We start from the raw sequence: 25,949 nt of genomic DNA, 5'->3' as shown, positions 1-25,949 counted from the left end.
AGCGGCCAGGAGGACGCACAATCCTGCCCCCCGGCCGCGCCGGCCGAGGGGACGCCCGGTTCTCGAATGCGCCCCCGGCGCCCATCGCGGACCGACCTCCGGACCCACCGGCCGTGTCAGCCGGGAGTACGACCCCGAGGCCGAGGCCGGCCGCCGGGGCCCACTCCGTACCCCCGGCCCCGGCCAGGGGTGACCTCTCCGTACCCCCCGAGGATGTGATGAAGGACCCGAACAACACGCGGAACACGATGCCGCGCAGGGGCTCACCGCTGTGGATCTTCTTCGTCGCGGTCATCTCGCTGGGCGTGGGCGCGTTCGTCGTCACGCTCACCCGGCTGACCGCGACCGAGCTGGACGCCCTCGTCCACATGCCGGTCATCCTGATCCTCGGCGCCTTCATCGTGTTCGGCGAGCTTCGGCCGATCATCACGCCCGGCTCCACCGAGAACAACGGGGCGACCACGTCCACCACGTTCTCGTTCGCCGCGCTGCTCTACGCCGGGCTGCCGATCGCGGCGGTGCTGCAGGCGGTCGCGGTCATCACCTGCGGGGTCTTCCGCGGCCGCACGCCCCACCGCATCGCGTTCAACGTGGCGCAGTACACGCTCAGCCTGGCCGCCGCCCAGCTCGCCCTCCTTGCCTGCGGCATCCACGGCGTGCCCACCGGCCCGTGGGTGCCCGAGGGCGCCGACCTGCCCGCCATCGCGCTGGCAGGCGCGGTCTACTTCATGTGCAACGACGCACTCGTCGGCGCGGCCGTCGCCCTGCACGAACGGGTCTCGCTGATCAAGGCGCTGCGCTGGGACCTCGGCTACCAGGTCCTGGTGCACCTGGCGCTGCTCGGCCTAGCGCCGCTGATGGTCGTGGCGATGGACCGGTCGGCCTGGTTCCTGCTGCTCATCGTGCTGCCGTTCATCGCGGTCTACCTGAACGCGTCGGTCTCGGTCCGCCGGGAGCACCAGGCCCTGCACGACGGGCTCACCGGGCTGCCCAACCGCAAGATGCTGATCGTACGGACGGAGGAGGCGCTCGGCGAAGTACGCGGCGCCACGGCCCGCAGACTCGGCGGGATGGTCGGCGCGGGCCGCCGCCAGCAGGCCGATCCCGTCGGCGGCCGGGCCGGCCTCTTCCTCCTCGACCTCGACAGGTTCAAGGAGGTCAACGACACGCTGGGGCACCCGACCGGCGACCGGCTGCTCCAGCTCGTCGCGCACCGCCTCACCCACAGCGTGCGCCCCGGTGACCTGGTGGCCAGACTCGGCGGCGACGAGTTCGCCGTGCTGCTGCCCACCGTCCGTGACGCGGCCGCCGCGCGCGAGGTGGCGGCCCGCCTCCGCGCCGCCCTCAGCGAGCCCGTCCGGCTCGACGGGCTCTCGTTCGACCTGGAGGCCAGCGTCGGGATCGCGCTCTTCCCCGACCACGCGCCCGACTTCGAGCTGCTCCTCCAGCGCGCCGACGTCGCGATGTACAACGCGAAGGAAAACCGCACCGGCGTCGAGGTCTACTCGCCCGACAAGGACCGCAACTCGCCCGCCCGCCTCGGCATGCTCGGCGACCTGCGCGGGGCCATCGACCGCGGCGAACTGGAGCTCTACTACCAGCCCAAGATCTCCCTGCACGACGGCCAGCTGGTCGGCATGGAGGCGCTGATCCGCTGGCGTCACCCCGAGCAGGGCCTGCTCGAACCCGACGACTTCCTGCCGATCGCCGAGCAGACGTACCTCATGCGGGCGATCACCCACTACGTCGTGAACGCCGCCCTCGCCCAGGCGGCCTCCTGGTGGAAGGAAGACCTGGCCGTCCAGGTCTCGGTCAACGCCTCCGGCCGCGACCTGCTCGACACCGGCCTCGCCGAGACCATCGAGGAGGGCCTGCTCGAACACGGCCTCCCCGCCGCCGCCCTCCAGCTGGAGATCACCGAGCGGATCCTGATGAACGAGACCGCGTACGCCTCCGAGACCGTGGGCGCCCTCGCCGAGCTCGGCATCCCGCTCAGCCTGGACGACTTCGGCACCGGCTACTCGTCACTGGTCCGGCTCAAGCGCCTTCCCGTCGAGGAGCTCAAGATCGACTCCTCGTTCGTGCAGCGCCTGTCCGCCACGGCCGAGGACGCGGTGATCGTCCGCTCCATCGTGGACCTCGTCCGCACCCTCGGCCTCCGTTCGGTCGCCGAGGGGGTCGAGGACGCCCACACCGCCCGCCTCCTGCGCGAAATGGGCTGCGACGCCGCCCAAGGCTGGCACTTCGGCCGTCCGATGGACGCCGCCAAAGCCACCGAATGGCTGCGCGGTATCAATGGCTTTCCTGGCAGTATTCCTGGCTCTCATGGCCTCAGACCCTCGCCTGGCGGCTCGGGACCGAACCATGAAAGCGACGAACGCGACATCGCTTCGCGATCTTCGCTCTGAAACTTCGCCTTCGGCTCGTTCCAGGCTCAGGTAGCGCGTTCGCGGTGCGCATGCAGGTGGTCGACTCAAATCGCGCGCTTAGCGGGTGTGCATGCAGGCGATGCGCGCTTGGCGTAGCCGACACCGGTGGCTTGGACGTGGCGGTAGCGGTGGGGCTTCGGGGGTCAGTAGCGGCGGCGGCGGGCGGGCGGCTCCTCGTAGGCGGGGTCTTCGTAGTAGCGCTCTTCGCGGATCGCCGGCGGGGGTACGACGGTCCGGCGGCGGGCGGAGGCGATGCGGGCTATGCCGATGATCAGGCCGATCAGACCGCCGAGCATCAGGATGATGCCGACCACGCGGATGTCGACACCGCTGAACTCGTAGTTCACGGCATAAGTCAAGATCGCACCAATGATGATCAGGGCGATGCTGCCACCGATGGTCACGGCGCTCTCCTCTCGTTCGTCCTCGGACGTACGGGAGTTCCGTTCCCCATGTGCCGGTATGAAACAGATCGTCCCCCTCGTAAAGCGGTCGGCCGGAGGTCAGTGCGGCCCATAGGATGGGCGTCAATCCAATCGATCGCCAGAAACGGTGTTTGCACATGTCGGCCATCACCCGTGACGAGGTGGCTCACCTCGCCCGGCTGTCCCGGCTGGCGCTCGGCGAGGACGAGCTCGATCACCTCGCGGCCCAGCTCGATCAGATCATTTCCGCGGTCGCGCGGGTGCAGGAGGTAACCGCGGAGGAGATCCCGCCGACCTCGCACGCCCTGCCGCTGACCAACGTCTACCGGGCCGACGAGGTCCGGCCGTCCCTCACGCCGGAGCAGGCCCTGTCGGGCGCACCGGCCGCTGAGGAGCAGCGCTTCCGGGTCCCGCGGATTCTGGACGAGGAGGCGTGATGAGTCTGATCAAGAAGTCGGCCGCGGAGCTGGGCGCGCTGATCGCCTCCGGCGAGACCTCCGCTGTCGAGGTCGCCCAGGCACACCTCGACCGGGTACGCGCCGTGGACGGCGAGCTGCACGCGTTCCTGCACGTCGATGAGGAGACCGTGCTCACGCAGGCGCGGCAGGTGGACGAGCGGCGTGCGGGCGGCGAGGAGCTCGGCCCGTTGGCGGGTGTCCCGATCGCGCACAAGGACGTCTTCACGACGACGGACATGCCGACCACCGCGGGGTCCAAGATCCTCGAAGGCTGGCGGCCTCCGTACGACGCGACCCTCACCGCGCGGCTGCGCAAGGCCGGGCTGGTGATCCTCGGCAAGACCAACATGGACGAGTTCGCGATGGGCTCCTCCACGGAGAACAGCGCGTACGGCGTGACCCGCAACCCGTGGGACCTGAGCCGTGTGCCGGGCGGTTCGTCCGGCGGCTCGTCGGCCGCGGTCGCCGCGTACCAGGCGCCGCTGTCCACCGGCACCGACACCGGCGGCTCGATCCGGCAGCCCGCGGCCGTCACCGGCATCGTGGGGGCCAAGCCGACCTACGGCGGTTCCTCCCGCTACGGGATCATCGCGTTCGCCTCCTCGCTCGACACGCCCGGCCCGTTCGCCAGGAACGTGCTCGACGCGGCGCTGCTGCACGAGACGTTCAGCGGCCACGACGTGATGGACTCCACCTCGATCGACCGGCCCGTCCCGCCGGTCGTCGAGGCCGCCAAGCGCGCCGATGTCAACGGCCTGCGCGTCGGCGTGGTCAAGGAGTTCGCCGGCGAGGGCTACCAGGCGGGTGTGCTCAACCGTTTCAACGAGACGGTCGAGTTGCTGGAGTCGCTGGGGGCCAAGGTCGTCGAGGTGTCCTGCCCGTCGTTCGCCTACGCGCTGCCCGCCTACTACCTGATCGCCCCGTCCGAGGCGTCGTCCAACCTGGCGCGCTTCGACGCGATGCGGTACGGCCTGCGCGTCGCCGACGACGGCACCCGCAGCGCCGAAGAGATCATGGCGCTGACCCGGGCGCAGGGCTTCGGCCCCGAGGTCAAACGGCGCATCATGCTCGGCACCTACGCGCTCTCATCGGGCTACTACGACGCGTACTACGGCAAGGCGCAGCAGGTCCGCACGCTCATCGCGCGCGACTTCGACAACGCCTTCGAGCAGGTCGACGTGCTGGTCTCGCCGACCACGCCGACGACCGCGTTCCCGATCGGTGAACGCGCCGACGACCCGATGGCGATGTACCTCGCCGACCTGTGCACGATCCCGTCCAACCTCTCTGGCAACGCGGCCATCTCGGTGCCGTGCGGCCTGGCCGACGAGGACGGGCTGCCGGTCGGCCTGCAGATCATGGCCCCCGTCCTCGGCGACGACCGCGTCTACCGCGTCGGCGCCGCCGTCGAGAAGGCCCTGGAAGACCGCTGGGGTGGCCCGCTGCTGGCCAAGGCCCCCGAGCTCGCGGAGGCTGCCAAGTGACCACGCCGACCATCGTCAAGTACGAAGAGGCGCTGACCCGGTACGAGCCGGTGCTGGGCATCGAGACCCACATCGAGCTGGGCACCGCCTCGAAGATGTTCTGCGGCTGCCCGACCGCGTTCGGCGCGGAGCCCAACACCCAGGTCTGCCCGGTCTGCCTTGGCCTGCCGGGCTCGCTGCCGGTGACCAACCACGCCGCCATCGAGGGCATCATCAAGATCGGCCTGGCGTTCAACTGTGAGATCGTCGAGTGGTGCCGGTTCGCCCGGAAGAACTACTTCTATCCGGACATGCCGAAGAACTATCAGATCTCGCAGTACGACGAGCCCCTCTGCATCGACGGCCATCTGGACGTCGAGGTCGAAGGCGAGACGTACCGGATCGAGATCGAGCGCGTCCACATGGAGGAGGACACCGGCAAGTCGCTGCACGTCGGCGGCGCCACCGGCCGCATCCATGGCGCCGATTTCTCGCTGGTCGACTACAACCGCGCGGGCATCCCCCTCGTGGAGATCGTCACCAAGCCCATCACGGCCACCGGCGACAAGGCCCCGCTCGTGGCCCGCGCCTACGCCACCGAGCTGCGCGAGCTGGTCCGCTCCATCGGCGTCTCCGACGTCCGCATGGAAGAGGGCTCCATGCGCTGCGACGTCAACGTCTCCCTGATGCCACGCGGCGCCTCCGAGTGGGGCACCCGCAGCGAGACCAAGAACGTCAACTCGCTCCGTTCCGTCGAACGCGCCGTCCGCTCCGAGATCGAACGCCAGGCCGCCGTGCTCGACGCCGGCCGGCGCGTCATCCAGGAGACCCGGCACTTCCACGAGGACACCGGCGTCACCACCAGCGGCCGCAGCAAGGAAGAGGCGCAGGACTACCGCTACTTCCCGGAGCCCGACCTCGTCCCCATGGCCCCGACTCGCGAGTGGGTCGAGGAGCTCCGAGCGACCCTGCCCGAGCTCCCCGCCGCCCGCCGCAAGCGGGTCCAGCAGGAGTGGGGCCTCTCCGACCTGGAGCTGCGCGACGTCATCAACGCCGGTGCCCTCGACCTGATCGAGGCCACCATCGCGGCGGGCGCCGACGCGGCCTCCGCCCGCAAGTGGTGGATGAACGAGCTGTCCCGCCGCGCCACCGAGCAGGGCGTCGAGCTGACCGCCCTGCCGATCACTCCTGACCAGGTCGCCCGCATCCAGGCCATGGTCGTCGCGGGCGAGCTCAACGACAAGCTGGCCCGCAAGGTCTTCGAGGGCGTCCTGGCGGGCGAGGGCACGCCGGACGAGGTCGTCGCCGCCCGCGGCCTCAAGGTCGTCTCCGACGACGGCGCCCTCGCCGCGATCATCGATCAGGTCATCGCCGACAACGCCGCCGTGGCCGACAAGGTCCGCGGCGGCAAGGTCGCCGCCGCCGGCGCCCTCGTCGGCGCCGTCATGAAGGCGAGCCGGGGCCAGGCCGACGCGGGCCGCGCCCGCGAGCTCATCCTCGAAAAACTCGGCGTCTCGTGATCCCTACCGGGACTCGGCCCTACACCGCCGAGTCCCGGTGATCATGGATCCTGACCTCACCGCGCGGGAATTGGCCGCGTCCTATTTCGAGCGCTACGCGGCCGGGCTGGTCGGCGCCGGGCACTGGCGCTTCTGGTGGGACTGAGCCTCAGTTCAGGGGGATGGTGAGGATGCGGTCGTCGCCCTGGTCAGGGTCGCCTCGGCCGTCCTTGTTGCTGGTGGTGATCCAGAGGGCGCCGTCGGGGGCTTGGACGGCGGCGCGGATGCGGCCGTAGCGGTCCTCGAAGTGGGGGACCGGGCGGGCCGCCTTGCCGTCGGCGGTGAGGGGGACCTGCCACAGACGGGCGCCGCGGAGGGCGGCGGCCCAGAGGGAGCCCTTCGCGTAGGCCAGGCCGGAGGGGGAGGACTCGTCGGTGGTCCAGGTCAGGAGGGGATCGGTGTACTCGGGCTTTCCGCCGACGCCCTCGACTTCGGGCCAGCCGTAGTTCTTGCCCTTCTCGATGCGGTTGATCTCGTCGTAGGTGTTCTGGCCGAACTCGGTGGCGTACATGCGGCCCTTGTCGTCCCAGGCGAGGCCCTGCACGTTGCGGTGGCCGTAGGTCCAGACGCGGGAGTTGAACGGGTTGCCCGGGGCCGGCTTGCCCTCGGGGGTGACGCGGAGGATCTTGCCGCCCAGGGAGTCCTTGTCCTGGGCGAGTTGTGTTTCGTTGACCTCGCCGGTGGCGATGTAGAGGAACTTGTCCGGGCCGAACGCGATGCGGCCGCCGTTGTGGTTGCCGCCCTTGGGGATGCCGGTGACGATGGGCTGGATCGGGCCCATCCTGCCGTCGTAGCGGAAGCGGACCACGCGGTTGTCATCCGACGCGGTGAAGTGCAGGTAGACGAGGCGGTCCTGGTTGAACGTGGGCGACACGGCCACGCCCATGAGACCGCCCTCACCCTGTGCCTCGACGCCGGGCACCGTGCCGATGGGAGTCTTCTGGCCTTGGGGCGTGACCCGGAGGACGCGGGCGCTGTTGCGTTCGGTCACCAGCGCGTCGCCGGACGGGAGGAACGCGACGGCCCACGGCACGGTGAGGCCGGTCGCCAGGTCACGGGGCTGGCCGAGGGAGCCGGGCGAACTCGGCAGGGGTGCCGGGGTGCTCGCCGTGCCCTCGCCGCCCTCGCTGCCGGACGAGCAGGCTGCCAGGGGTAGGAGCAGGATCAGTGCAAGTTTGCGCATGGGGCCGCCCTCCGTTTTGTCTGTAATACGGATGCGAGCGCGTTCCCGTTCCGTCATGTCAGGGGTACGACGATCACACCATCCTCGTCGCCGTTGTCGGTGGTCAGCCACAGCGACTTGCCGTCCGGGGCCGGCACGACCTCGCGGATGCGGCCGAATCGTTCCTTGAAGTGGGCCATGGGGCGTCCGGCGGTGCCGTTGCGGGAGAGCGGGACCTGCCAGAGGCGTTCGCCGCGGAGGGCGGCGGCCCAGAGGGAGCCCTGCGCGTAGGTGAGGCCGGACGGGGAGGCCTCAGACGGTGTCCATGTCAGCACCGGCCGCTTGAAACGCACCTCGTCGCCGCCCATGCCCTCGACCTCGGGCCAGCCGTAGTTGCGCCCCTTCACGATCTGGTTGATCTCGTCGAACCGGTCCTGGCCGAACTCGGTGGCGAACATGCGGCCCTGCGGATCCCACGCGAGGCCCTGGACGTTGCGGTGCCCGTAGGTCCAGACGAGGGTGCCGAACGGGTTGCCCGGGGCCGGGTCGCCGGTGGGCGTCATGCGGAGGATCTTGCCGCCGAGGGACTTCTTGTCCTGGGAGAGCCTCTCCCGGCCGGTCTCGCCGGTCGACGCGTACAACATCTGGTCCGGTCCGAAGGCGAGGCGGCCGCCGTTGTGGTTGTCGCCCTTGGGGATGCCGGTGACGAGCATCTGCAGCTTGCCGATGCCGTCCTCGTGCGGGAAACGCGCGATCCGGTTGTCGGACCGCGCGGTGAAGTAGACGTACACGAACTTGTCGGTCTCGTAGTCGGGGGACACCGCGACTCCCATCAGCCCTCCCTCGCCGGCCGCCGCCACGCCCGGGATCTTCCCGATCTCCGTGACCCGGCCCTTCGGGGTGACACGGAGCAGCTTCGCGGACTCCCGTTCGGTCACCAGCGCGTCTCCGCCGGGCAGGAAGGCCAGCCCCCAGGTGACCTCCCGGTTCTTGACGATGGCCCGCGGCTCGCCGGGGCGCGCTGTGCCGGTGGGCGAAGACGACGGCTGCACCGAATCCGCGGCGGTCGGCGAGTCATCACCGGACGTGTCTGAACCATCGTTGTCCCCACTACAAGCGCCCAGAACGAGCAGTACGGTCACAACGGTCGCGAGAGTGGAAGTACGGCGCATAGGGCAATCAAGGCACAGTGGCGCCCGCGGCACAACGACCTTCCCTTGACGTGACGGCACCGTGCCCTACGGAATGTGACGAGGAACAAGTCACCCCGTAGGCGGCGATCCATGGCGAGACTTCGCAGTACGGAGGGCCGGCGCCGATGTTTGTCGCCGGGTGGACGCTGAGCCTCAATCGCTCCGTGACCTACGGAACGTACATTGAGCATCACGGTGATCCCGCACTGCAGCAACGTCGCTGACCGATGACCGGCGCAGCGGATGTGCCCGCCAAGCTCCCCCGGCGCACAACCTGCGTGGGGCACGATCCACTACGTACGGAACGTTGTCCGAGCGGCCGGGCGAGCTATTCGGGTGTCTGGGGTTCGCTCCCGGGCGGTACCTCGGAAACGAGACATTCCATAGGAGCAGCGGAGTGGCTGCGGGGGCAGAACGCTCCCACAAGGCAGGAAGGGACACGGCGCGATGAGCGGCGAGAACGCTCGGAGGGCGGTGGGGCGGGGTCGTGACCGCGAAGCACGGCGGACGTCCCGGCGCGTGCCTTCCTCGGCGGTGCCCATCGGCATTGTCGCGATCATCGGCGTGCTCTACGCCATAGGCTCCCTGCTGGGGTGGGGCGGATCGGCCTTCACGGCCTGGGCCGAGGTGGGGGCCGCCGCCGCGGCGACGGGCTCGCTGCTGATCGCGGCCCGCCGGCTGAACACGGCCCAGCCGGACGGCGATCCGCTGGAGGACTCCGGGCCGGAGGACTTCCTGCCCGGCGCGCTCCTGCCGGACTCCGCCGCCGCGGATTCGCTGGTGGACGGCACTGACTCCCCGGTACGCGGCCAGGGGGAGACCCAGTGGCGCGCATCCTGGCGGTGGTACGGGATCGCCGCGGCCTGCTGGCTCGTCGGCTCGATCGGCTCGGCCATCTCGCCGTCGTCCGGCCGTAGCGCGATGTCGGCGTCGGTCTTCGACCTCTTCTACCTGGCCGCCGTGATCGCCCTGGTGATCGGCATGGTCGTGCCGACCAGGCTGCCCCGCGACGCCCGGATCTGGCTGCGGTACGCGGGCGACACGTACGTGTGCGTCTGCGCTCTCTTCGTGCTGGGCTGGGTGACGCTCTTCAGCGACCTCTACCGGCGGTCCGGCGAGACGCCTACCGAGTTCCTGCTCGAACTGCTCTACCCGCTGGTCGACGTCGTCCTGGTGTGCGGCGCGTTGTCCTTCGTCCTCGGCGCCGCGCGCGGGCACCGCCGTTCGGCCTGGATGGGGTACGTGGCGCTCGCCGCGTTCGCCGCCGCGGACGTGGTCAGCCTGACCGTCCGGTTGCGGGGCGGCGCCGTGGCCGATGATCCCGCCGACATCCTCCGCCTGGGCGGCCTGCTGCTGCTCATCCTCGTGCCCTGGAACGGGCCAGAAGAGGGCAGGGCGCGCGAGCCGGCCGACGAGCCCGGCCGGATGATCGGCCCTGGAATCGCGCCGGCCGCCGTGGCGGCCGCGGCCACCCTCTTCGTCGCGGGCCGCGGCCTCGCCGGGACGGACGGGCTGGAGCCCGTCGTCTCGGTGGTCGCGGGGTCGGCGACCATTGTGCTGCTCGTCCGGCTGGCCGGGCTCGTACGCGAGAACGAGGGCCTGCGCCGCGCCGTGGACACCGGCGAGGAACATTTCCGGGCCCTCTCGGAGAGCATCAACGACGCGGTGCTGATCTGTGACCTCGACGCCGTCGTGCAGTACGCCAGCGCCGGCGCGCTCCGTACCTACCGCTACGCCCCGGACGAGCTGCTCGGCCGCCCGCTGCACGAGATCATCCATCCCGAGGACCTGCCGCACGTCCAGGATGTCTTCGACGAGTTCCTCAAAGCCGAGGAGGGCACGACCGCGGCCGACGACGACCCCGTGCCCGACACGCTGCGGGTGGCCTGCCGGGTACGCGCGGCGGACGGGACCTGGCTGCCGACCGAGTCGACGATCTCCCGCTACAGCGGTACGGGGGAGGCGCCGGGCCGGATGCTGGTCACCACGCGCGACCTGAGCGAGCAGGCAGCCCTGCAGCGCCAGGTCACCCACCTGACGTTCCACGACGGCCTGACGGGTCTGCCCAACCGCTCCTACTTCGAGGAGCGCACCCGTGAGGTGCTGTCCCGGAAGGAGTGCGGCGGCACGGTCGCCGTGGTCTTCGCCGACCTGGACGGCTTCACCGCGGTCAACGACTCCGCGGGGCACGCGGCGGGCGACCAGGTGCTCGCGCAGGCGGCCCGCAGGCTGCGGTCCACGGTCCAGGCCGACGACACCGTGGCCCGCTGGGGTGGCGATGAGTTCGCCGTCCTCGTGGAGGACCCCGCCGAGACACAGACAGCGGTCGAGCTCGCCGAGCGGCTGCTGCGCGTGCTCTCGGTCGAGCCGTACCGCGTTGGCAGCAAGGGCATCGTGCTCACCGCCAGCGTCGGGATCGCCTTCGTGGTCGACCAGGAGCCAGGCAGCGGGCCAGGCAGCGGGCCCGGCAGTGGGTCCGTTACAGAGCTGGCCGCCGAACGGGACGGGGCGGACACGGCCGACGCGGACCGGGCCCTGAACGCGGGACGACGGCTGCGCCGGAGCGCCGCGGAGCTGATCCGCAATGGCGACCTGGCGATGGCCCGCGCCAAGGAGCTGGGCGGCGGCCGGGTCGAGGTCTTCGCCCCTCACATGCACGCCGACGTCGTACGGCGCCTGGAGCTCGGCAGCGACCTGCAGCGCGCGCTGGCCGAGGAGGAGTTCACCGTCGAGTTCCAGCCGGTGGTCGAGCTCGCCACGTCCAGGGTCACCGGCGTGGAGGCCCTGGTGCGCTGGTGGCGGGGGAACGACGCCGTACCGCCGGAGGAGTTCATCGGCCCCGCCGAGGTGTCCGGCCTGATGATCCCGTTGGGGGACTGGGTGCTGCGCGAGGCCTGCCGCGAAGTGGCGCGCTGGCGGCGCGAGTCCTGGGAGGTCGGGCTGTCGGTCAACTTCACCGCCCGCCAGATCGCCGCACCGCGGTTCGTGGAGTCGGTGGCGGCCGCGCTGGAGGAGACCGGGCTGCCGCCGCAGGCCCTCACCGTCGAGGTGAAGGAGGAGGTCCTGGTCGAGGACGCCGGGCAGAGCGTGGAACGGCTGTCGGCGTTGCGCGATCTGGGCGTCCGCCTCGCGATCGACGACTTCGGCACCGGCTATGCCTCGCTGGCCTACCTCGGCCAGCTCCCGGTCGACATCATCAAGATCGACCCTTCGTTCGTCGCCGGGCTGGGCTCCGACGAGACGCTCACGCTGCTCACCAGGACGATCGTGCGGCTCGGGCGCGACCTCGGGTTGACCGTGGTCGCCGAGGGCATCGAACGGCCCGAGCAACTGGAGCTGCTGCGCGAAATGGACTGCCCGAGGGGGCAAGGCTTCCTGGTGGCACGGCCCATGGCCGCCGGACGCGTCGAGTCCCTGGTCCGCACCAATCTCGGCGCGCCGGACCTGGCCGGAGGGACCACCCTGCCGCTGGAGGGAACAGCGCTCTCACCAGGCTGATCCGGCCTCCCAGCACCCCCCAGCACCCCTCAGTGTCCCCAGCACTTCCCGGCGTCTCACATGTCGAGACAATATGTCCAAGGATTTGACCCACGCCGGGAAGTCGGCGAAAGTGGCTTCCGTGCAGAGCAGTTCCATCATCCTCGTAGTACTTGGTCGGCGCGCAGGCTGATCAAGCACTTCGACCTGCGCGCGCCCCTCGACCGCCAACCGGCGGCGGGGGTTTTTTGTTGGCCGCAAAGCCCTTCCGCCCGACTCTCCCCAAGGAAACAGGAACATGACGACCGAACAGATGACGGGAGCCCAGGCGCTGGTCCGCGCCCTGGAGAACGTCGGCGTCGATACGGTGTTCGGCATCCCCGGAGGGGCGATCCTCCCGGCGTACGACCCGCTCTTCGACTCGAAGAAGCTGCGCCACATCCTGGTCCGGCACGAGCAGGGCGCCGGGCACGCCGCGCAGGGCTACGCGATGGTCACCGGCAAGGTCGGCGTGTGCATGGCCACCAGCGGCCCGGGTGCGACCAACCTGGTCACGCCGATCTCCGACGCGTACATGGACTCGGTCCCCATGGTGGCGATCACCGGCCAGGTGCCGAGCGCGTCGATCGGCACGGACGCCTTCCAGGAGGCGGACATCGCCGGCATCACGATGCCGATCACCAAGCACAACTTCCTGATCACGCGGCCGGAGGACATCGGCCGCACGATCGTCGAGGCGTTCCACATCGCCTCCACCGGCCGCCCCGGCCCGGTCCTGGTCGACATCTCCAAGGACGCGCTGCAGTCCACGTTCGGCTTCCAGTGGCCGGTGCAGATGCAGCTCCCGGGCTACCGGCCCGTCACCCGGCCGCACTCCAAGCAGGTGCGCGAGGCGGCACGGCTGATCGTTGAGGCGGAGCGCCCGGTGTTGTACGTGGGCGGCGGCGTCATCAAGGCCGGCGCCTCGGCCGAGCTCAAGGTCCTCGCCGAGCTGACCGGCGCGCCCGTCGTCACGACCCTGATGGCCAAGGGCGCGCTGCCCGACAGCCACCGGCTGCACATGGGCATGCCGGGCATGCACGGCAGCGTCGGCGCGGTCGGCGCCCTGCAGAAGGCCGACCTGCTGGTCACCCTGGGCGCGCGCTTCGACGACCGCGTCACCGGCAAGCTCGACGGCTTCGCCCCGTTCGCCAAGGTCGTGCACGCCGACATCGACCCGGCCGAGATCTCCAAGAACCGGCACGCCGACGTCCCGATCGTCGGCGACGCCCGCGAGGTCATCGCGGACCTGATCGTCGCGGTGCAGAACGAGCACGAGAACGGCCGCAAGGGCGACTACGAGGACTGGTGGCGCCAGCTCAACGCCTGGCGCGACACCTACCCGCTGGGCTACGACAAGCCCGATGACGGCTCCCTGTCGCCGCAGCACGTCATCGAGCGCATCGGCAAGATGGTCGGGCCGGAGGCCTACTACGTGGCGGGTGTCGGCCAGCACCAGATGTGGGCCGCACAGTTCATCAAGTACGAGCGGCCCGGCGCGTTCCTCAACTCCGGCGGCGCGGGCACCATGGGCTACGCGGTCCCCGCCGCGATGGGCGCCAAGGTCGGCGCGCCGGACACGCAGGTCTGGGCGATCGACGGCGACGGCTGCTTCCAGATGACCAACCAGGAGCTGGCCACCTGCGCGATCGAGGGCATCCCGGTCAAGATCGCCATCATCAACAACGGCAACCTCGGCATGGTCCGGCAGTGGCAGACGCTCTTCTACAACGAGCGTTACTCCAACACCAACCTCCAGGACCAGGCCGTCCATGCGAAGCGGATCCCCGACTTCGTGAAGCTGGCCGACGCGTACGGTTGCGTGGGGTTGCGCTGTGACCGCGTGGAGGACGTCGACGCCACCATCGCCAAGGCGATGGAGATCAACGACGCCCCCGTCGTGATCGACTTCGTGGTCCACCAGGACGCCATGGTCTGGCCGATGGTCGCCGCCGGCACCACCAACGACGACATCAAGATCGCCCGGGACCTGGCCCCCGACTTCGAGAACGGAGACTGACCGAGATGAGCATGCACACTCTCTCCGTCCTGGTGGAGAACAAGCCCGGCATCCTGGCGCGGGTGGCGGCCCTGTTCTCCCGCCGCGGGTTCAACATCGAGTCGCTCGCCGTCGGCACCACCGAGCACCCGGAGATCTCCCGGATGACGATCGTGGTGAACGTCGAGGAGCTGCCGCTGGAGCAGGTCACCAAGCAGCTCAACAAGCTGGTGAACGTGCTCAAGATCGTCGAGCTGGACACGTCCCAGTCGGTGCAGCGCGAGCTGATCCTGGTCAAGGTGCGCGCCGACGCCGAAACCCGCTCGCAGGTCCTGGAGACCGTCCAGCTGTTCCGCGCCAAGGTCGTCGATGTGGCCCCCGACGCCGTCACCATCGAGGCCACCGGCAACCGCGACAAGCTGGAGGCCTTCATCCGGGTGCTGGAGCCGTTCGGCATCAAGGAACTGGTCCAGTCGGGCATGGTGGCCATCGGCCGCGGCGCCCGTTCCATCACCGACCGCTCGCTGCGCGCCATCGAGCGCAGCGCGTGAGCACGACCCCTGAAGTACGACCCATCACCGAAAGCGAAAGGCAGCACCACAGTGGCTGAGATGTTCTACGACAACGATGCCGACCTGAGCATCATCCAGGGCCGGCACGTCGCCGTGATCGGGTACGGCAGCCAGGGGCACGCGCACGCGCTCTCCCTGCGGGACTCCGGCGTGGACGTCCGGGTCGGCCTGGCCGAGGGCTCCAAGAGCCGGGAGAAGGCCGAGGCCGAGGGCCTGCGGGTGCTCACGGTCGCCGAGGCGGTCGAGGAGGCCGACCTCGTCATGATCCTCACCCCGGACCACCTGCAGCGCGGCATCTACGAGGAGCACATCAAGCCGAACCTCGTCGAGGGCGACGCGCTCTTCTTCGGCCACGGCCTCAACATCCGCTACGGCCTCATCGAGCCGCCGGCGGGCGTGGACGTCTGCATGGTCGCCCCGAAGGGCCCGGGTCACCTGGTACGCCGCCAGTACACCGCGGGCCGCGGCGTGCCGGTCATCGTGGCCGTGGAGCAGGACCCGTCCGGCAACGGCTGGCCGCTGGTGCTGTCGTACGCCAAGGCCATCGGCGGCCTGCGCGCGGGCGGCATCAAGACCACCTTCACCGAGGAGACCGAGACCGACCTCTTCGGCGAGCAGGCCGTGCTGTGCGGCGGGCTCTCCGAGCTGATCAAGGCCGGGTTCGAGACCCTCATCGAGGCCGGCTACCAGCCCGAGGTGGCCTACTTCGAGTGCCTGCACGAGGTGAAGCTGATCGTCGACCTCATGTACGAGGGCGGCATCTCCAAGATGTACTGGTCGGTGTCCGACACCGCCGAGTACGGCGGCTACACCCGGGGCCCGCGCGTGGTCACCGCCGGCACCAAGGCCGAGATGAAGAAGATCCTCGGTGAGATCCAGTCCGGCCAGTTCGCCAAGGAGCTCGTCGCCGAGTTCGAGGGCGGCCAGGTGCAGTTCGGCAAGTACCGCGAGGAACTGGCCGAGCACCCCATCGAGAAGACGGGCGCCACCCTGCGCCCGATGATGAGCTGGCTGAACGACTGACCCAGCGCCTCACCCGAAGCGGGGACGCCCAGCCAGGGCGCCCCCGCTTTCGTGTACCGCCGCGTTCACCGCTTTCATGTGCCGCCGCTTCACCGCGGTCGTGTGTCGTTGCGTTCACCGCGTTCGTGTGACGCCGCGTTCAACGAAGGGAGCGGCGGTGTTTGTCGATCACGCGTGCCAGCGGGCGGGGTGTGACGCGGCGGAGTCCGGCGCGGAGCCTGGGGTGCTTCTTGCCCCTGCGGATCAGGACGGCGAGGTGACCGCCCTTGGTGAAGTAGATCTTCGCCGTGGTGGTCGAGTCGAGTCCCCGCCGCTGCGGCTCGGTCTTGAGCTTGTCGCCGCGGACCGTTCCGAAGCGGGCCGAACGGGTGACACCGAGGGCGGACACGGTCACGTGCAGGTCCCAGCGCCCGGGGCCGACGGCGGAAGCGCCGAGGTCGACCTGCACCTCGAAGCCGCCGTCCTCGCACGGGTCGGCCGGGAAACGGTGCTCGACCCGGGTTCGGCGTTCGCGGAGGAGCACCTCGACCTTGGTCTCGCGCGCCTCGATGCGTTCGATGCACGCGTGGCCGCGGACGCGGAGCCTCCTGCCCTGCCACGAGACGGCGTCGAGCCGGTGTTCCACGCCCACCTCGCCGGTGATGTCGGCGTCCTGCCGGGGAACGCCGCGCAGGTACGGATGGAGGGCGTACACGCGGCCGCCCACCACGACGGCGCCCACTTTGACGCCCTCGACCTCGTCACGGATCAGGCGCTCAAGCTCATCCTCCAGGCCGTGCAGGATGCAGAACGCGCGCAGCCGGTACCCAAGGGGCAAGGCGGCGCGGGCGGAGTCGCTCAGGCCCTCGCCCAGGACCTGCCGGGTGCCCTGGAGCAGCCGGGCGCGTTGCGCGTCGTCCATGTCGAGGAAGCGGTGGTCGTACACGCGGAGGACGTCGTGGAGCACACTGATCGCGCAGTCTGAGGACACAAGGCTCTCCTGAAGGCGGGGACACCCGTTACGGTAAGGGTCCGGCAGATCGCCTACAGTGAAATTCGCACAGCGTGTCGTCTCCGCCACAGCGGATGCATACTCGGTATTGCGCACTGGATACCTCGTATGCATACTTGGTACGCATGTCGATCCGTCACGGTCTTCTGGCACTTCTGGCCCAGGGGCCCCGCTATGGCTACCAGCTGCGCGCCGAGTTCGAGTCGTCCACCGGGGCGACCTGGCCCCTCAACATCGGGCAGGTCTACTCCACGCTCTCCCGGCTCGAACGGGACGAGCTCGTCACCCGGGTGGGCGCCGACGACGAGGGGCGCTTCGTCTACCGGATCACTCCGGAGGGCGAGGCGGACGTACGGCAGTGGTTCGTCACCCCCATCGCCCGCGCCGACCGCCCCCGCGACGAGCTGGCCATCAAGCTCGCCATGGCGGTGACGACCCCCGGGATCGACGTCCGCCAGGTGGTCCAGTCCCAGCGCACCGCGACCCTGCGATCGCTCCAGGACCTCACCCGGCTCAAGGCCGACGCCCCCGCGATCCCGGCCGACTCCGGCGACCGGGCCTGGCGCCTGGTCCTCGAGTCCATGATCTTCCAGGCCGAGGCCGAGGTGCGCTGGCTGGACCACTGCGAGGCCTACGTCATCCGCGCCGAGCACGCGGACCACCCGGGCCTGCCCGCTCCGGTGCCGGCCGACGAGCCCGGCACTCCCCAGACCACGAAGGGGGGACGCAGATGAGCGTCCTTGCCACTCCTCCCCATGCCGATCCTCCCCCTCCCGGCGGACGGCACAACGTCCTGGAGATGCACGGCCTCTCCCGCGACCACGGCGCCGGTGCCAACCTCGTGCACGCCCTCAGGGAGATCAGCCTGGCCGTGGCAGCGGGGGAGTTCGTCGCCGTGATGGGCCCGTCCGGGTCCGGCAAGTCCACGTTGCTCACCCTCGCGGGCGGGCTCGACGCGCCCACCGCCGGCCAGGTCGTCGTCGAGGGAGCCGACCTGGGCGCGCTCGGCAAGGCCGGGCTCGCGGCGCTCCGCCGCCGCAGCATCGGCTACGTCTTCCAAGACCTCAACCTGATCCCGAGCCTCACCGCGGTCGAGAACGTGATGCTGCCGCGCGAGCTCGACGGTCTCCGGGCCCGGCAGGCTCGCCGTGAGGCGGCCATCGCCCTCCAGGAGGTGGGCATCCCCGAGCTCGCCGACCGGTTCCCCGACGAGATGTCCGGCGGCCAGCAGCAGCGGGTGGCGATCGCCCGCGCCCTGGTCGGCGACCGCCGGCTGGTCCTGGCCGACGAGCCGACCGGCGCGCTGGACAGCCAGACCGGTGAGGACGTCATGCGCATCCTGCGCGCCCGCTGCGACGCCGGAGCGGCCTGCCTCATGGTCACGCACGAGTCCCGGCACGCGGCGTGGGCGGATCGGGTGATCTTCCTGCGGGACGGCCGGATGGTCGACGCCACCGGCGGGCGGCCCGGTCCCGAGTCCCTCCTGCAGGAGACCCGGTGAGCCGTCGCGGCGCCGGTTACGGCGTCGCGCTGCGCATCGCCCGGCGGGACGCTTTGAGGTCCAAGGGCCGGACGGTGCTCGTGCTGTGCATGATCGGGCTCCCCGTCATGGCCATCGTGGCCCTGTCGGTGCTGTTCAAGACGGGTGAGTGGTCGGCCCGCGAGTCATTGCAGTACGACCTGGGCAGGGCCGAGGCGCGGCTCACCGGCTCGGCGCACTCACCCGTGGAGCAAGACCCCACCGAGACCTCCTACGGAAGGCTGACCGAAAGTTCGCCCAAGCCGTGGTCCGCCGAGGAGATCACCCGCCAGGTCCAGGCGAAGTACGGTCCGGGCACCAAGGTCCTGCCGTACGTCGAGGGCAAGGCACTGCCGATCAGGACCGAGCGCGGCGTGCTGCAGGCGGAGGTCACCGAGGTCGATCTGCGCGATCCGCTGACCGCCGGTCTCGTCAGGGTCTCCAAGGGGCGGTTGCCCGCCACGGCGGACGAGGTGGCGCTGCCCGCCAAGTTCGGGGAACGCGGCTTCCGGATCGGCGCCACCGCGAAGACCGAGCGCACCGGCGCGCAGAAGCGCGTGGTCGGCTTCGTCACGGACCCGCGGTCATCGGGACGCTCCCTTGCGGTGGCCTTGCCCGGCGCCTTCCCCAACCAAGAGGGGACGGACGGTGCCGGCAACGGGGACTCCAGCACTCGGTGGCTGATCGGCACCGGTGGCAAGCCGGTCACATGGGCGGACGTGCGTGAGTTCAACAAACTCGGTATCACCGTCCTCTCGCGCGAGGTGGTGACGAACCCGCCTCCGGACGACCAGATCCCGGTCGAGGCCAGGCAGAACACCGGGACCGACAACGCCACCACGGCGATCGCCGCCATGATCGTTGCGATGGTGGTGCTGGAGGTCGTCCTGCTGGCAGGTCCCGCGTTCGCCGTCGGGGTCCGGCGGCAACGCCGCCAGCTCGCGCTGGTCGCGGCCAGTGGCGGCGACGCCCGGCATTTGCGGACCGTCGTGCTGGCCGGGGGCATCGTCATCGGCGGTGCCGCCGCGCTGCTTGGCGCTGCCGCGGGCATCGGGCTCGCCGCTGCGGCCGGGCCGGTGTACGAGGCCTACAGCGGCAGCGCCATGGGCCCGTTCGAGATCCCGTGGACACTGGTCCCGTTGCCGATGGTGCTCGGCGCCCTCAGCGGGTTGGCGGCCGCCTACATGCCGGCTCGGCAGGCCGCGCGGATGGACGTCGTGGCCGCTCTCGGCGGGCGCCGTGACCAGGCCCGGTCCCGGGGCGGCTGGCCGATCGCCGGTGGCGTGCTGATCATCGGTGGCATCGTCCTCTGCCTGGTCGGCGTGCGGCTCTGGCGCGAGATGGGGGCCGCCATCGGCGCGATCGCGATCATCATCGGCTGCGTGATGATCGGGCCATGGGTGGTGGGCCTGGCCGGCCGCACGGCGGGGCGGCTGCCGCTGCCCATGCGGCTGGCGGTCCGCGACGGCGCCCGCAACCGGGGCCGCGCCGCCCCCGCCGTCGCAGCGATCATGGCTGCCGTCGCCGGGATCACGGCGCTCGCCATCGGGGGTGCGAGCGACTTCGCCCAGAGCCGGCAGGAATACCGGCCGCTGCTGCCGATGGGCACCACTCTGATCCAGGGGACGGCGCACGAGGGCAACCAGAACGTGCTGGCCGAACGGATGCGCCAGGCGGTCGCGCGGGAGTTGCCGGGCGTGCCTGCGGTACCGCTGCGGAGCCTGCCCGGCCAGGACCGGGTCTGCGTGGAGCAAGGGCCCGGCAAGTGCCCGTACGCGACGTTCGGCAGGGCCTACAGCGGGCCCGAGTCGATCATGATCGACACCCTGGTCGGCGGGCCGCGGGAAGCCCGGCTGCTGCTCGGCCGCGACGATCCGGCCGTGTCCGCCGCCCTCACCGCGGGGAAGATCGTGCTCTTCCACGTGAAGCCGCCGGCCGGGGGCACGGTCCCCGTCCAGTTGAAGGAGTACGTGGAGGACAAGGAGAAGGTCGTCCGGTCGTTCGGCAGGCTGCCCGCGATCGCGGTCCCCGAGGCGACCGGGGTACGGGCGATGGTGCCGCCCGCCGTGGCGACGAAGATCGGGCTGCCGCTCGACTCCACCGGGTTCGGGATCGACCGGGCCGACCACCGGGTGACCAAGGACGAGCAGGAGCGCCTTCAGGAACGGTTCGACGGGCTCACGGGTGGCTTCAGCCCGGCCCAGGTCTACGTCGAGCGCGGCTTCACCGAGTCGTTCAGCCAGGTCCTGCTGTTCCTCGGACTGGCCGGGACGCTGATGGTCCTGGGCGGCTCGCTGATCGCCACCGGGCTCTCGGCTGCGGACTCCCGGCCCGACCTGGCCACGCTCGCCGCCGTGGGCGCCCGGCCGCGGACCCGCCGGCTGCTGATGATGGGACAGGCCGGGTTCATCGCGATCCTCGGGTGCTGGCTCGGCATGCTGGCCGGGCTGGCACCGGGCATCGCCGTCGCCCGGCCGCTCACCAGCCAGGAGTACACGCGTGCGGACGCGGGCTCCATCGACACCACGGCCCACGGCACGATCGTCGCCATCCCCTGGGAACTGCTGGGAGCCATCGGGGTCGTCGTACCGCTGATCGCCATGCTCGCCGCAGGCCTCTTCACCCGCTCCAGGCTCCCGATGGTCCGGCGAGCAGCCGCCTAGCGCGCCAGATAGCCCGCTGGACAGCCCGACAGATGGCGCGCCGGATAGTGCGCCTGATAGCCCGCTGGATAGCGCGGCCGCCCGCCCGGGGCGGCCGCGCGCAACGGGATGTGGCCGGTAAGTCACTTTTGGGTGACTTGGTTGTGTGCCGGGGCTGGTAGCCTCCTGGCGCGTGACTGAGGCGGTTGCGGTGACTGAGAAGGCGGACGGCGACGAGTCTCCGGCGCGTGTTCTGCGGCCTCGGGTTCCCCTTGCCGGACTGGTCGCCGCGGCGGCTGTGCTGTACGCGACGTACTCCTTGTTGCGGATCCACACGTTCCGCGCGAGTACGTACGACCTTGTGATCTTCGATCAGGCGATCCGGTCGTACAGCCGGTTCGAGCCGCCGGTGGCCATGGTCAAGGGTGTGCACAACGGCTTCGGCCCCGACTTCTCCATCCTTGGCGACCATTTCTCGCCGATGCTGGCGGTGCTCGCCCCGCTCTACTGGATCCACGACGGACCGGAGACCCTGGTGGTCGCCCAGGCCGTGCTGCTGGCGCTGGCCATCGTGCCGATCTGGCGCTACACCGAACGCAGGCTGGGAAGCGCCGCGGCGTACTGCGTCTCCGGCGCTTACGTGGTGGCGTGGCCGATCGCGGAGGCTCTGGCGTTCGACTTCCATGAGGTCGCGTTCGTGCCACTGCTGTCGGCGTTGCTGGTCGAGCGGTACGACGCGGGCCGGCGCGGGCAGGCGGCGTTCGTGGCCGGGATGCTGCTGCTGGTCAAGGAGGACATGGGCCTGCTGCTGGCGGGGTTCGGCCTGTTCCTGCTCACCAGGCGGGGAGAACGAAGGGCCGGGGCGGTCCATGTCGTTGTGGGCCTGGTCGCGACGTGGGTGAGCTCGCGGATTTTGATCTCGGCTTTCGGCGGTGACGACGACTACTACTGGGCGTACGGCTCGTTCGGGCCCGATCTGCCGAGCGCGGCACTGCACCTGCTGACCCATCCCTGGGACGCGGTGGCGGCCCTCGGTACCCCGCCGCTGAAGCTCGAGACGATGGCGCTGCTCGTCCTGCCCTTGTTGCTCCTGCCGCTGGCGTCCCCACTGACGCTGACGGCCGTTCCGCTGCTGGCCGAACGGATGCTTGCCGACCGGATCCCCAACTGGTGGGAAGCCCGCTACCACTACAACGCCTTCCTGGTCGCCGTCCTGCTGCTCGCCTCCGTGGACGGGGCGGTCCGGCTCCACCGCCTGCTCGCCGGTCGCTCGTGGCCGCGCGGTCTAGGGCGTGTCTCAAAGTCAGCTGCCCTGAGGCTGGCCCCGGCCGTGGGGCTCCTCGTCGCTGCGGTTGTGACGGTGCCGTACTTCTCGTTCGGGGAGTTCGCCAACGACTCGTTCTACCAGCGGAACGAGCGGGCGCGGGCGGCGGCGGCCGCGGCGGCGCTGGTGCCCGACGGTGCCCTGGTCGAAGCGGTCAACCCGCTCGGGCCGGCGCTCTCGACGCGCACCCGGGTGTTGTTGTGGGACTGGGAGCCCCGCGACGCGCCCTGGGTGATCGCCGACACCCGCAGGCGGCAGTTCCCGTTCGGCTCACGGGACGAGCAGGTACGGCGGGTGGAAGTGCTGGTCGCGGGTGGTTACCGTCGGCTCTTCCAGCGGGAGGGCTTCATCGTGCTCCACCGGCCGGGCCCCGAACCGGCGAACATCCCGCAGAGCGACCGCAAGCAGGTGACCGTTACTGAACGGCGGAGTGTTCGGTAAGGAAAAGGATCACTCTGGTCAGAAAGCCAGTTGAGGTCGCAACTCTCAGCTTTTGCACTATCGTTTTCCCGCTCTTTGCCCGATACTTAGAGAAAGTCGCGACGGCGGGCGGCCAGCCCCCCGAACCTGGGTAAACACTCAATGTGACCGCAGCCGTGGTGGCGGTGGGGCGGAGTCATGAGTGGCGATCATCAGCGGGAGACAAGGGCAGAGACCCTCGCGCGCGGGCCGGAATCTATTCCCTTGCGCGCATTGCCTGAGGCAGGTAATTCCCTGATTACCGGCCCTCGCTCGGGGGTGAATATTGGCGGGGAGTCGTGACGTGGCGGGGGCAGGGGACCGGGCCGTTCGGCGCTGGGAGACCTGCGGGCGGGCCTGGATTGCCGCGTTGCGACACGTATGGGCGGCCGGCGAGGCCGGCATGGAGGACCACGGCCCCATCATCGAGGGCCCGCCGATCCTCTTCGAAATAGCCTCGCTGAGCTGGGAGGATCCCATCCTCCGCGAGTACGGTGACGGCGCGCGGATGTCCCGCTGGGCACAGGACCGGCCCCGGCGCACCATGGACAGCGAGCTCGGGGAGCGGCTGCGGGACCTGAACGGCGTGCACCAGCTGCACTGGGTGGCGGACCTGCTGAGATCCCGGCCCTGGACGACCAGTGCGTGGATCTCGTTGACCGTCCCGGGCGAGGACGCCGAGGCGGTGCCGACCCTCGCCGCGCTCTCGTTCCGCATCCGGGACTACAGACTGATCATGACCGCGATGTTCCGTTCGCAGAACGTCTACCGGGGCTACCTGGCCTACGTTCCGCTGCGCGGCATCCAGCTCGAGGTCGCCGACGACCTCGGCCTGCCGGCGGGTCCGCTGCGGGTGTTCATCGACGTCCCGCACATCGAGGTCGCCGACGCCAACGGCGTGGCCACCGTCCTGACGGCCATCCCGGAGCCGAACGCAGCCTGACACCCAGGCGTGGGGCCAAGGCCCCGATGCCGGGTGCCCGGGGGCCGCCCACGGGACGGCCCCCGATCACGCAGACGATCTTGAGTGATCCGTATCACATAGTGGATCGTTCCACTTGCGGTGATTCATCGGGTATGGGGCGCGGTGTTCGGGTGGCTCGGACGAAAGGGGCGTTCGGGTGCCAGTCCGGCTACCCGCTGAGCGGGCGGCGGGTGCGGGATAGACTCGGGCAACGGGGCGCGCGCACGACGAGGTGAGTCGCGACTTCAATCCAGCACATCACCTGCACATCTACCTTCCTAAGGACTGTTCCTTGAGCAAGCCTGTCGTCCTCGTCGCTGAAGAACTCTCTCCGGCCGGAATCGCGGTACTGGAGTCCGACTTCGAGGTCCGTTCCGTCGACGGGGCCGACCGCGAGCAGCTGCTCCCGGCCGTCGCCGACGTCGACGCGCTGATCGTCCGCAGCGCGACCAAGGTCACCGCCGAGGTGTTCCAGCACGCCAAGAAGCTGCGCGTCGTGGCGCGGGCCGGTGTCGGCCTGGACAACGTCGACGTCGAGGCCGCCACCAAGGGCGGCGTCATGGTCGTCAACGCGCCGACCTCCAACATCGTCACCGCCGCCGAGCACGCGATCGCGCTGCTGCTGGCGACCGCCCGCAACGTGCCGCAGGGCCACTCCGCACTCAAGCAGGGCGAGTGGAAGCGGTCTCGCTACACCGGAGTCGAGCTGCAGGGCAAGACCGTCGGCGTGCTCGGCCTCGGCCGCATCGGCGTGCTGGTCGCCCAGCGGCTGGCCGCGTTCGACATGAACGTGATCGCGTACGACCCGTACGTGCAGGCCGCCCGCGCCGCCCAGCTCGGCGTCAAGCTCGTCTCCATCGACGAGCTGCTGGCTGACAGCGACTTCATCACCGTGCACCTGCCCAAGACGCCGGAGACCCTTGGGCTCATCGGCGACAAGGAGCTTCACCGGGTCAAGCCGAGCGTGCGCATCGTCAACGCCGCCCGCGGCGGGATCGTCGACGAGGCGGCCCTCGATCTCGCGATCAAGGACGGCCGGGTGGCCGGCGCCGGCATCGACGTGTTCAGCACCGAGCCCTGCACCGACAGCCCGCTGTTCCACCACGACAACGTCGTGGTCACCCCGCACCTGGGGGCCAGCACCCACGAGGCGCAGGAGAAGGCCGGCACCCAGGTCGCCCGCTCGGTCAAGCTGGCGCTGTCCGGCGAGTTCGTGCCCGACGCGGTCAACGTTCAGGGCGGCGCGGTCGCCGAGGACGTCAAGCCCGGCCTCCCGCTCGCCGAGAAGCTCGGCCGCATCTTCACCGCGCTGGCCGGCGGCGTGCCGGTCCGGCTGGACGTGGTGGTACGCGGCGAGATCACCGGCCATGACGTCAAGGTGCTGGAGCTGGCCGCGCTCAAGGGCGTCTTCGTGGACGTGATCGAGGAGGCGGTGACGTTCGTCAACGCCCCGCTGCTGGCCCGTGACCGCGGTGTCGAGGTCACGCTCACCACGAGCGAGGACTCGCCCGACTGGCGCAACGTGGTCCAGGTGCGCGGCACGATGGCCGACGGCACGGTGATCTCGGTCTCCGGCACCCTCACCGGCCCCAAGCACATCGAGCGGATCATCGAGATCAACGGCTACGACATGGAGCTCCTGCCGACCGAGCACATGGCGTTCTTCACCTACACCGACCGTCCCGGCATCGTCGGCGTCGTGGGCAAGCTGCTCGGCGAGAGCGGCGTCAACATCGCCAGCATGCAGGTCGGCCGGGCCGCCAAGGGCGCCCAGGCACTGATCGCGCTGACCGTCGACTCGGCCATCCCGGCCCAGCTCGTCGACGGCATCAAGGCCGCGATCGGCGCCGAGATGGGCCGCCGGGTCGATCTGGACTCCTGACCGTTCCACGAGGCCGTGATCCCGCACACGGGATCACGGCCTTTTGGTTTCCGCAGGTGGAAGCTTGATCGTCTCACTATGCGAGAACTTTGGCCACGGGTCGGGACACTTCCCGGCATCCGAAGGTAACGTGGTGGGAGTCATGCGGCGCTTCGTAGTAATCCTTCGCTGCCGCAGCGGGGCCTGAACGGCAGGCCGGCACCCCGCTGCGGAGGGAAGTGCTGGCCGTAAGCCCTGTTCGGCGCCGGCCCGTGCGAACCACGGCGACCCGGCGACCCCGGCACAGCAGCCACCAGAGACCCACGGAGCAGATCATGAACGAGACGTTCAACGCCGCGCCCGCCGACGACCAGGACGAGGCGTCGCGCG

General features: G+C 70.2%; 17 protein-coding genes and 1 pseudogene. 14 read left to right on the top strand and 4 right to left on the bottom strand.

Annotated elements, in window-relative coordinates; genetic code table 11:
- Positions 1-218 precede the first annotated feature (218 nt).
- Positions 219-2,408: a putative bifunctional diguanylate cyclase/phosphodiesterase gene (locus ACH34W_RS39820; protein WP_395966372.1), complete on the top strand. Its 2,190-nt coding sequence runs from the start codon at positions 219-221 to the stop codon at positions 2,406-2,408.
- Positions 2,409-2,572: 164 nt separating this feature from the next.
- Here ACH34W_RS39820 and ACH34W_RS39815 read toward each other — a convergent pair whose 3' ends face one another.
- A complete protein-coding gene (locus tag ACH34W_RS39815; RefSeq protein ID WP_395966371.1) occupies positions 2,573-2,833 on the bottom strand; it encodes a DUF6458 family protein in 261 nt (86 codons plus the stop codon).
- Between the two features lie 158 nt (positions 2,834-2,991).
- Here ACH34W_RS39815 and gatC point away from each other — a divergent pair, with 158 nt between their 5' ends.
- From gatC to gatB, 3 genes are read left to right on the top strand one after another with little or no spacing between them, the layout of a single operon-like run.
- Positions 2,992-3,291, top strand: a complete 300-nt coding sequence (gene gatC / locus ACH34W_RS39810; RefSeq protein WP_395966370.1) for an Asp-tRNA(Asn)/Glu-tRNA(Gln) amidotransferase subunit GatC — start codon at positions 2,992-2,994, stop codon at positions 3,289-3,291.
- A complete protein-coding gene (gene gatA / locus ACH34W_RS39805) occupies positions 3,291-4,796 on the top strand; it encodes an Asp-tRNA(Asn)/Glu-tRNA(Gln) amidotransferase subunit GatA (protein ID WP_395966369.1) in 1,506 nt (501 codons plus the stop codon). The genes gatC and gatA overlap by 1 nt, the downstream gene beginning before the upstream one ends.
- Positions 4,793-6,295 (top strand): Asp-tRNA(Asn)/Glu-tRNA(Gln) amidotransferase subunit GatB, encoded by a 1,503-nt coding sequence (gatB, locus tag ACH34W_RS39800; RefSeq protein ID WP_395966368.1) that lies wholly within the window; start codon positions 4,793-4,795, stop codon positions 6,293-6,295. The genes gatA and gatB overlap by 4 nt, the downstream gene beginning before the upstream one ends.
- A 148-nt stretch (positions 6,296-6,443) precedes the next feature.
- Here gatB and ACH34W_RS39795 read toward each other — a convergent pair whose 3' ends face one another.
- A complete protein-coding gene (locus tag ACH34W_RS39795) occupies positions 6,444-7,517 on the bottom strand; it encodes a PQQ-dependent sugar dehydrogenase (protein WP_395966367.1) in 1,074 nt (357 codons plus the stop codon).
- A gap of 53 nt (positions 7,518-7,570) precedes the next feature.
- Positions 7,571-8,548 carry a PQQ-dependent sugar dehydrogenase gene (locus ACH34W_RS39790; protein ID WP_395966366.1) on the bottom strand — a complete coding sequence of 326 codons (978 nt, stop codon included), beginning with the start codon at positions 8,546-8,548 and terminating at the stop codon, positions 7,571-7,573.
- Positions 8,549-9,136: 588 nt separating this feature from the next.
- Between ACH34W_RS39790 and ACH34W_RS39785 the strand changes: the two genes are divergently transcribed.
- The 4 genes and pseudogenes from ACH34W_RS39785 to ilvC all read left to right on the top strand — a co-directional run bounded on the left by ACH34W_RS39785 (position 9,137) and on the right by ilvC (position 15,799).
- On the top strand, positions 9,137-12,187 hold the full coding sequence (locus ACH34W_RS39785; protein WP_395966365.1) for a putative bifunctional diguanylate cyclase/phosphodiesterase: 3,051 nt from the start codon (positions 9,137-9,139) through the stop codon (positions 12,185-12,187).
- Positions 12,188-12,458: 271 nt separating this feature from the next.
- Positions 12,459-14,225 (top strand): annotated as a pseudogene (locus ACH34W_RS39780) (acetolactate synthase large subunit); the annotation flags it as partial.
- A gap of 5 nt (positions 14,226-14,230) precedes the next feature.
- On the top strand, positions 14,231-14,755 hold the full coding sequence (gene ilvN / locus ACH34W_RS39775) for an acetolactate synthase small subunit (RefSeq protein ID WP_395966364.1): 525 nt from the start codon (positions 14,231-14,233) through the stop codon (positions 14,753-14,755).
- Positions 14,756-14,815: 60 nt separating this feature from the next.
- On the top strand, positions 14,816-15,799 hold the full coding sequence (ilvC, locus tag ACH34W_RS39770; protein ID WP_395966363.1) for a ketol-acid reductoisomerase: 984 nt from the start codon (positions 14,816-14,818) through the stop codon (positions 15,797-15,799).
- A gap of 139 nt (positions 15,800-15,938) precedes the next feature.
- Here ilvC and ACH34W_RS39765 read toward each other — a convergent pair whose 3' ends face one another.
- The gene (locus ACH34W_RS39765) at positions 15,939-16,769 is read right to left on the bottom strand and encodes a hypothetical protein (protein ID WP_395966362.1); all 831 of its coding nucleotides are present in this window, start codon (positions 16,767-16,769) and stop codon (positions 15,939-15,941) included.
- A gap of 146 nt (positions 16,770-16,915) precedes the next feature.
- Here ACH34W_RS39765 and ACH34W_RS39760 point away from each other — a divergent pair, with 146 nt between their 5' ends.
- The 6 genes from ACH34W_RS39760 (at position 16,916) to serA (ending at position 25,580) form a co-directional block, all read left to right on the top strand.
- Positions 16,916-17,524, top strand: a complete 609-nt coding sequence (locus tag ACH34W_RS39760; RefSeq protein ID WP_395966361.1) for a PadR family transcriptional regulator — start codon at positions 16,916-16,918, stop codon at positions 17,522-17,524.
- On the top strand, positions 17,521-18,291 hold the full coding sequence (locus tag ACH34W_RS39755) for an ABC transporter ATP-binding protein (RefSeq protein WP_395966360.1): 771 nt from the start codon (positions 17,521-17,523) through the stop codon (positions 18,289-18,291). Before ACH34W_RS39760 ends, ACH34W_RS39755 begins: the two co-directional genes overlap by 4 nt.
- On the top strand, positions 18,288-20,972 hold the full coding sequence (locus ACH34W_RS39750; protein WP_395966359.1) for an FtsX-like permease family protein: 2,685 nt from the start codon (positions 18,288-18,290) through the stop codon (positions 20,970-20,972). The genes ACH34W_RS39755 and ACH34W_RS39750 overlap by 4 nt, the downstream gene beginning before the upstream one ends.
- Before the next feature lie 172 nt (positions 20,973-21,144).
- Positions 21,145-22,716 carry a DUF2079 domain-containing protein gene (locus ACH34W_RS39745; protein WP_395966358.1) on the top strand — a complete coding sequence of 524 codons (1,572 nt, stop codon included), beginning with the start codon at positions 21,145-21,147 and terminating at the stop codon, positions 22,714-22,716.
- Positions 22,717-23,038: 322 nt separating this feature from the next.
- A complete protein-coding gene (locus ACH34W_RS39740) occupies positions 23,039-23,677 on the top strand; it encodes a hypothetical protein (protein ID WP_395966357.1) in 639 nt (212 codons plus the stop codon).
- 313 nt (positions 23,678-23,990) lie between these two features.
- On the top strand, positions 23,991-25,580 hold the full coding sequence (gene serA, locus ACH34W_RS39735) for a phosphoglycerate dehydrogenase (protein WP_395966356.1): 1,590 nt from the start codon (positions 23,991-23,993) through the stop codon (positions 25,578-25,580).
- Positions 25,581-25,949: the final 369 nt, after the last annotated feature.

Origin of the sequence: Actinomadura sp. 6N118, assembly GCF_044326415.1 — a bacterium.
Classification (GTDB): domain Bacteria; phylum Actinomycetota; class Actinomycetes; order Streptosporangiales; family Streptosporangiaceae; genus Spirillospora.
This window is presented reverse-complemented; position numbering and strand designations above follow the sequence as displayed.

Bases quoted from the DNA above. Each gene is read 5' to 3' on its own strand.
- ACH34W_RS39820 (WP_395966372.1), top strand. From the start codon at position 219: ATGAAGGACCCGAACAACACGCGGAACACGATGCCGCGCAGGGGCTCA.
- gatC (WP_395966370.1), top strand. From the start codon at position 2,992: ATGTCGGCCATCACCCGTGACGAGGTGGCTCACCTCGCCCGGCTGTCC.
- gatA (WP_395966369.1), top strand. From the start codon at position 3,291: ATGAGTCTGATCAAGAAGTCGGCCGCGGAGCTGGGCGCGCTGATCGCC.
- ACH34W_RS39795 (WP_395966367.1), bottom strand. From the start codon at position 7,517: ATGCGCAAACTTGCACTGATCCTGCTCCTACCCCTGGCAGCCTGCTCG.
- ACH34W_RS39785 (WP_395966365.1), top strand. From the start codon at position 9,137: ATGAGCGGCGAGAACGCTCGGAGGGCGGTGGGGCGGGGTCGTGACCGC.
- ilvN (WP_395966364.1), top strand. From the start codon at position 14,231: ATGAGCATGCACACTCTCTCCGTCCTGGTGGAGAACAAGCCCGGCATC.
- ilvC (WP_395966363.1), top strand. From the start codon at position 14,816: ATGTTCTACGACAACGATGCCGACCTGAGCATCATCCAGGGCCGGCAC.
- ACH34W_RS39760 (WP_395966361.1), top strand. From the start codon at position 16,916: ATGTCGATCCGTCACGGTCTTCTGGCACTTCTGGCCCAGGGGCCCCGC.
- ACH34W_RS39755 (WP_395966360.1), top strand. From the start codon at position 17,521: ATGAGCGTCCTTGCCACTCCTCCCCATGCCGATCCTCCCCCTCCCGGC.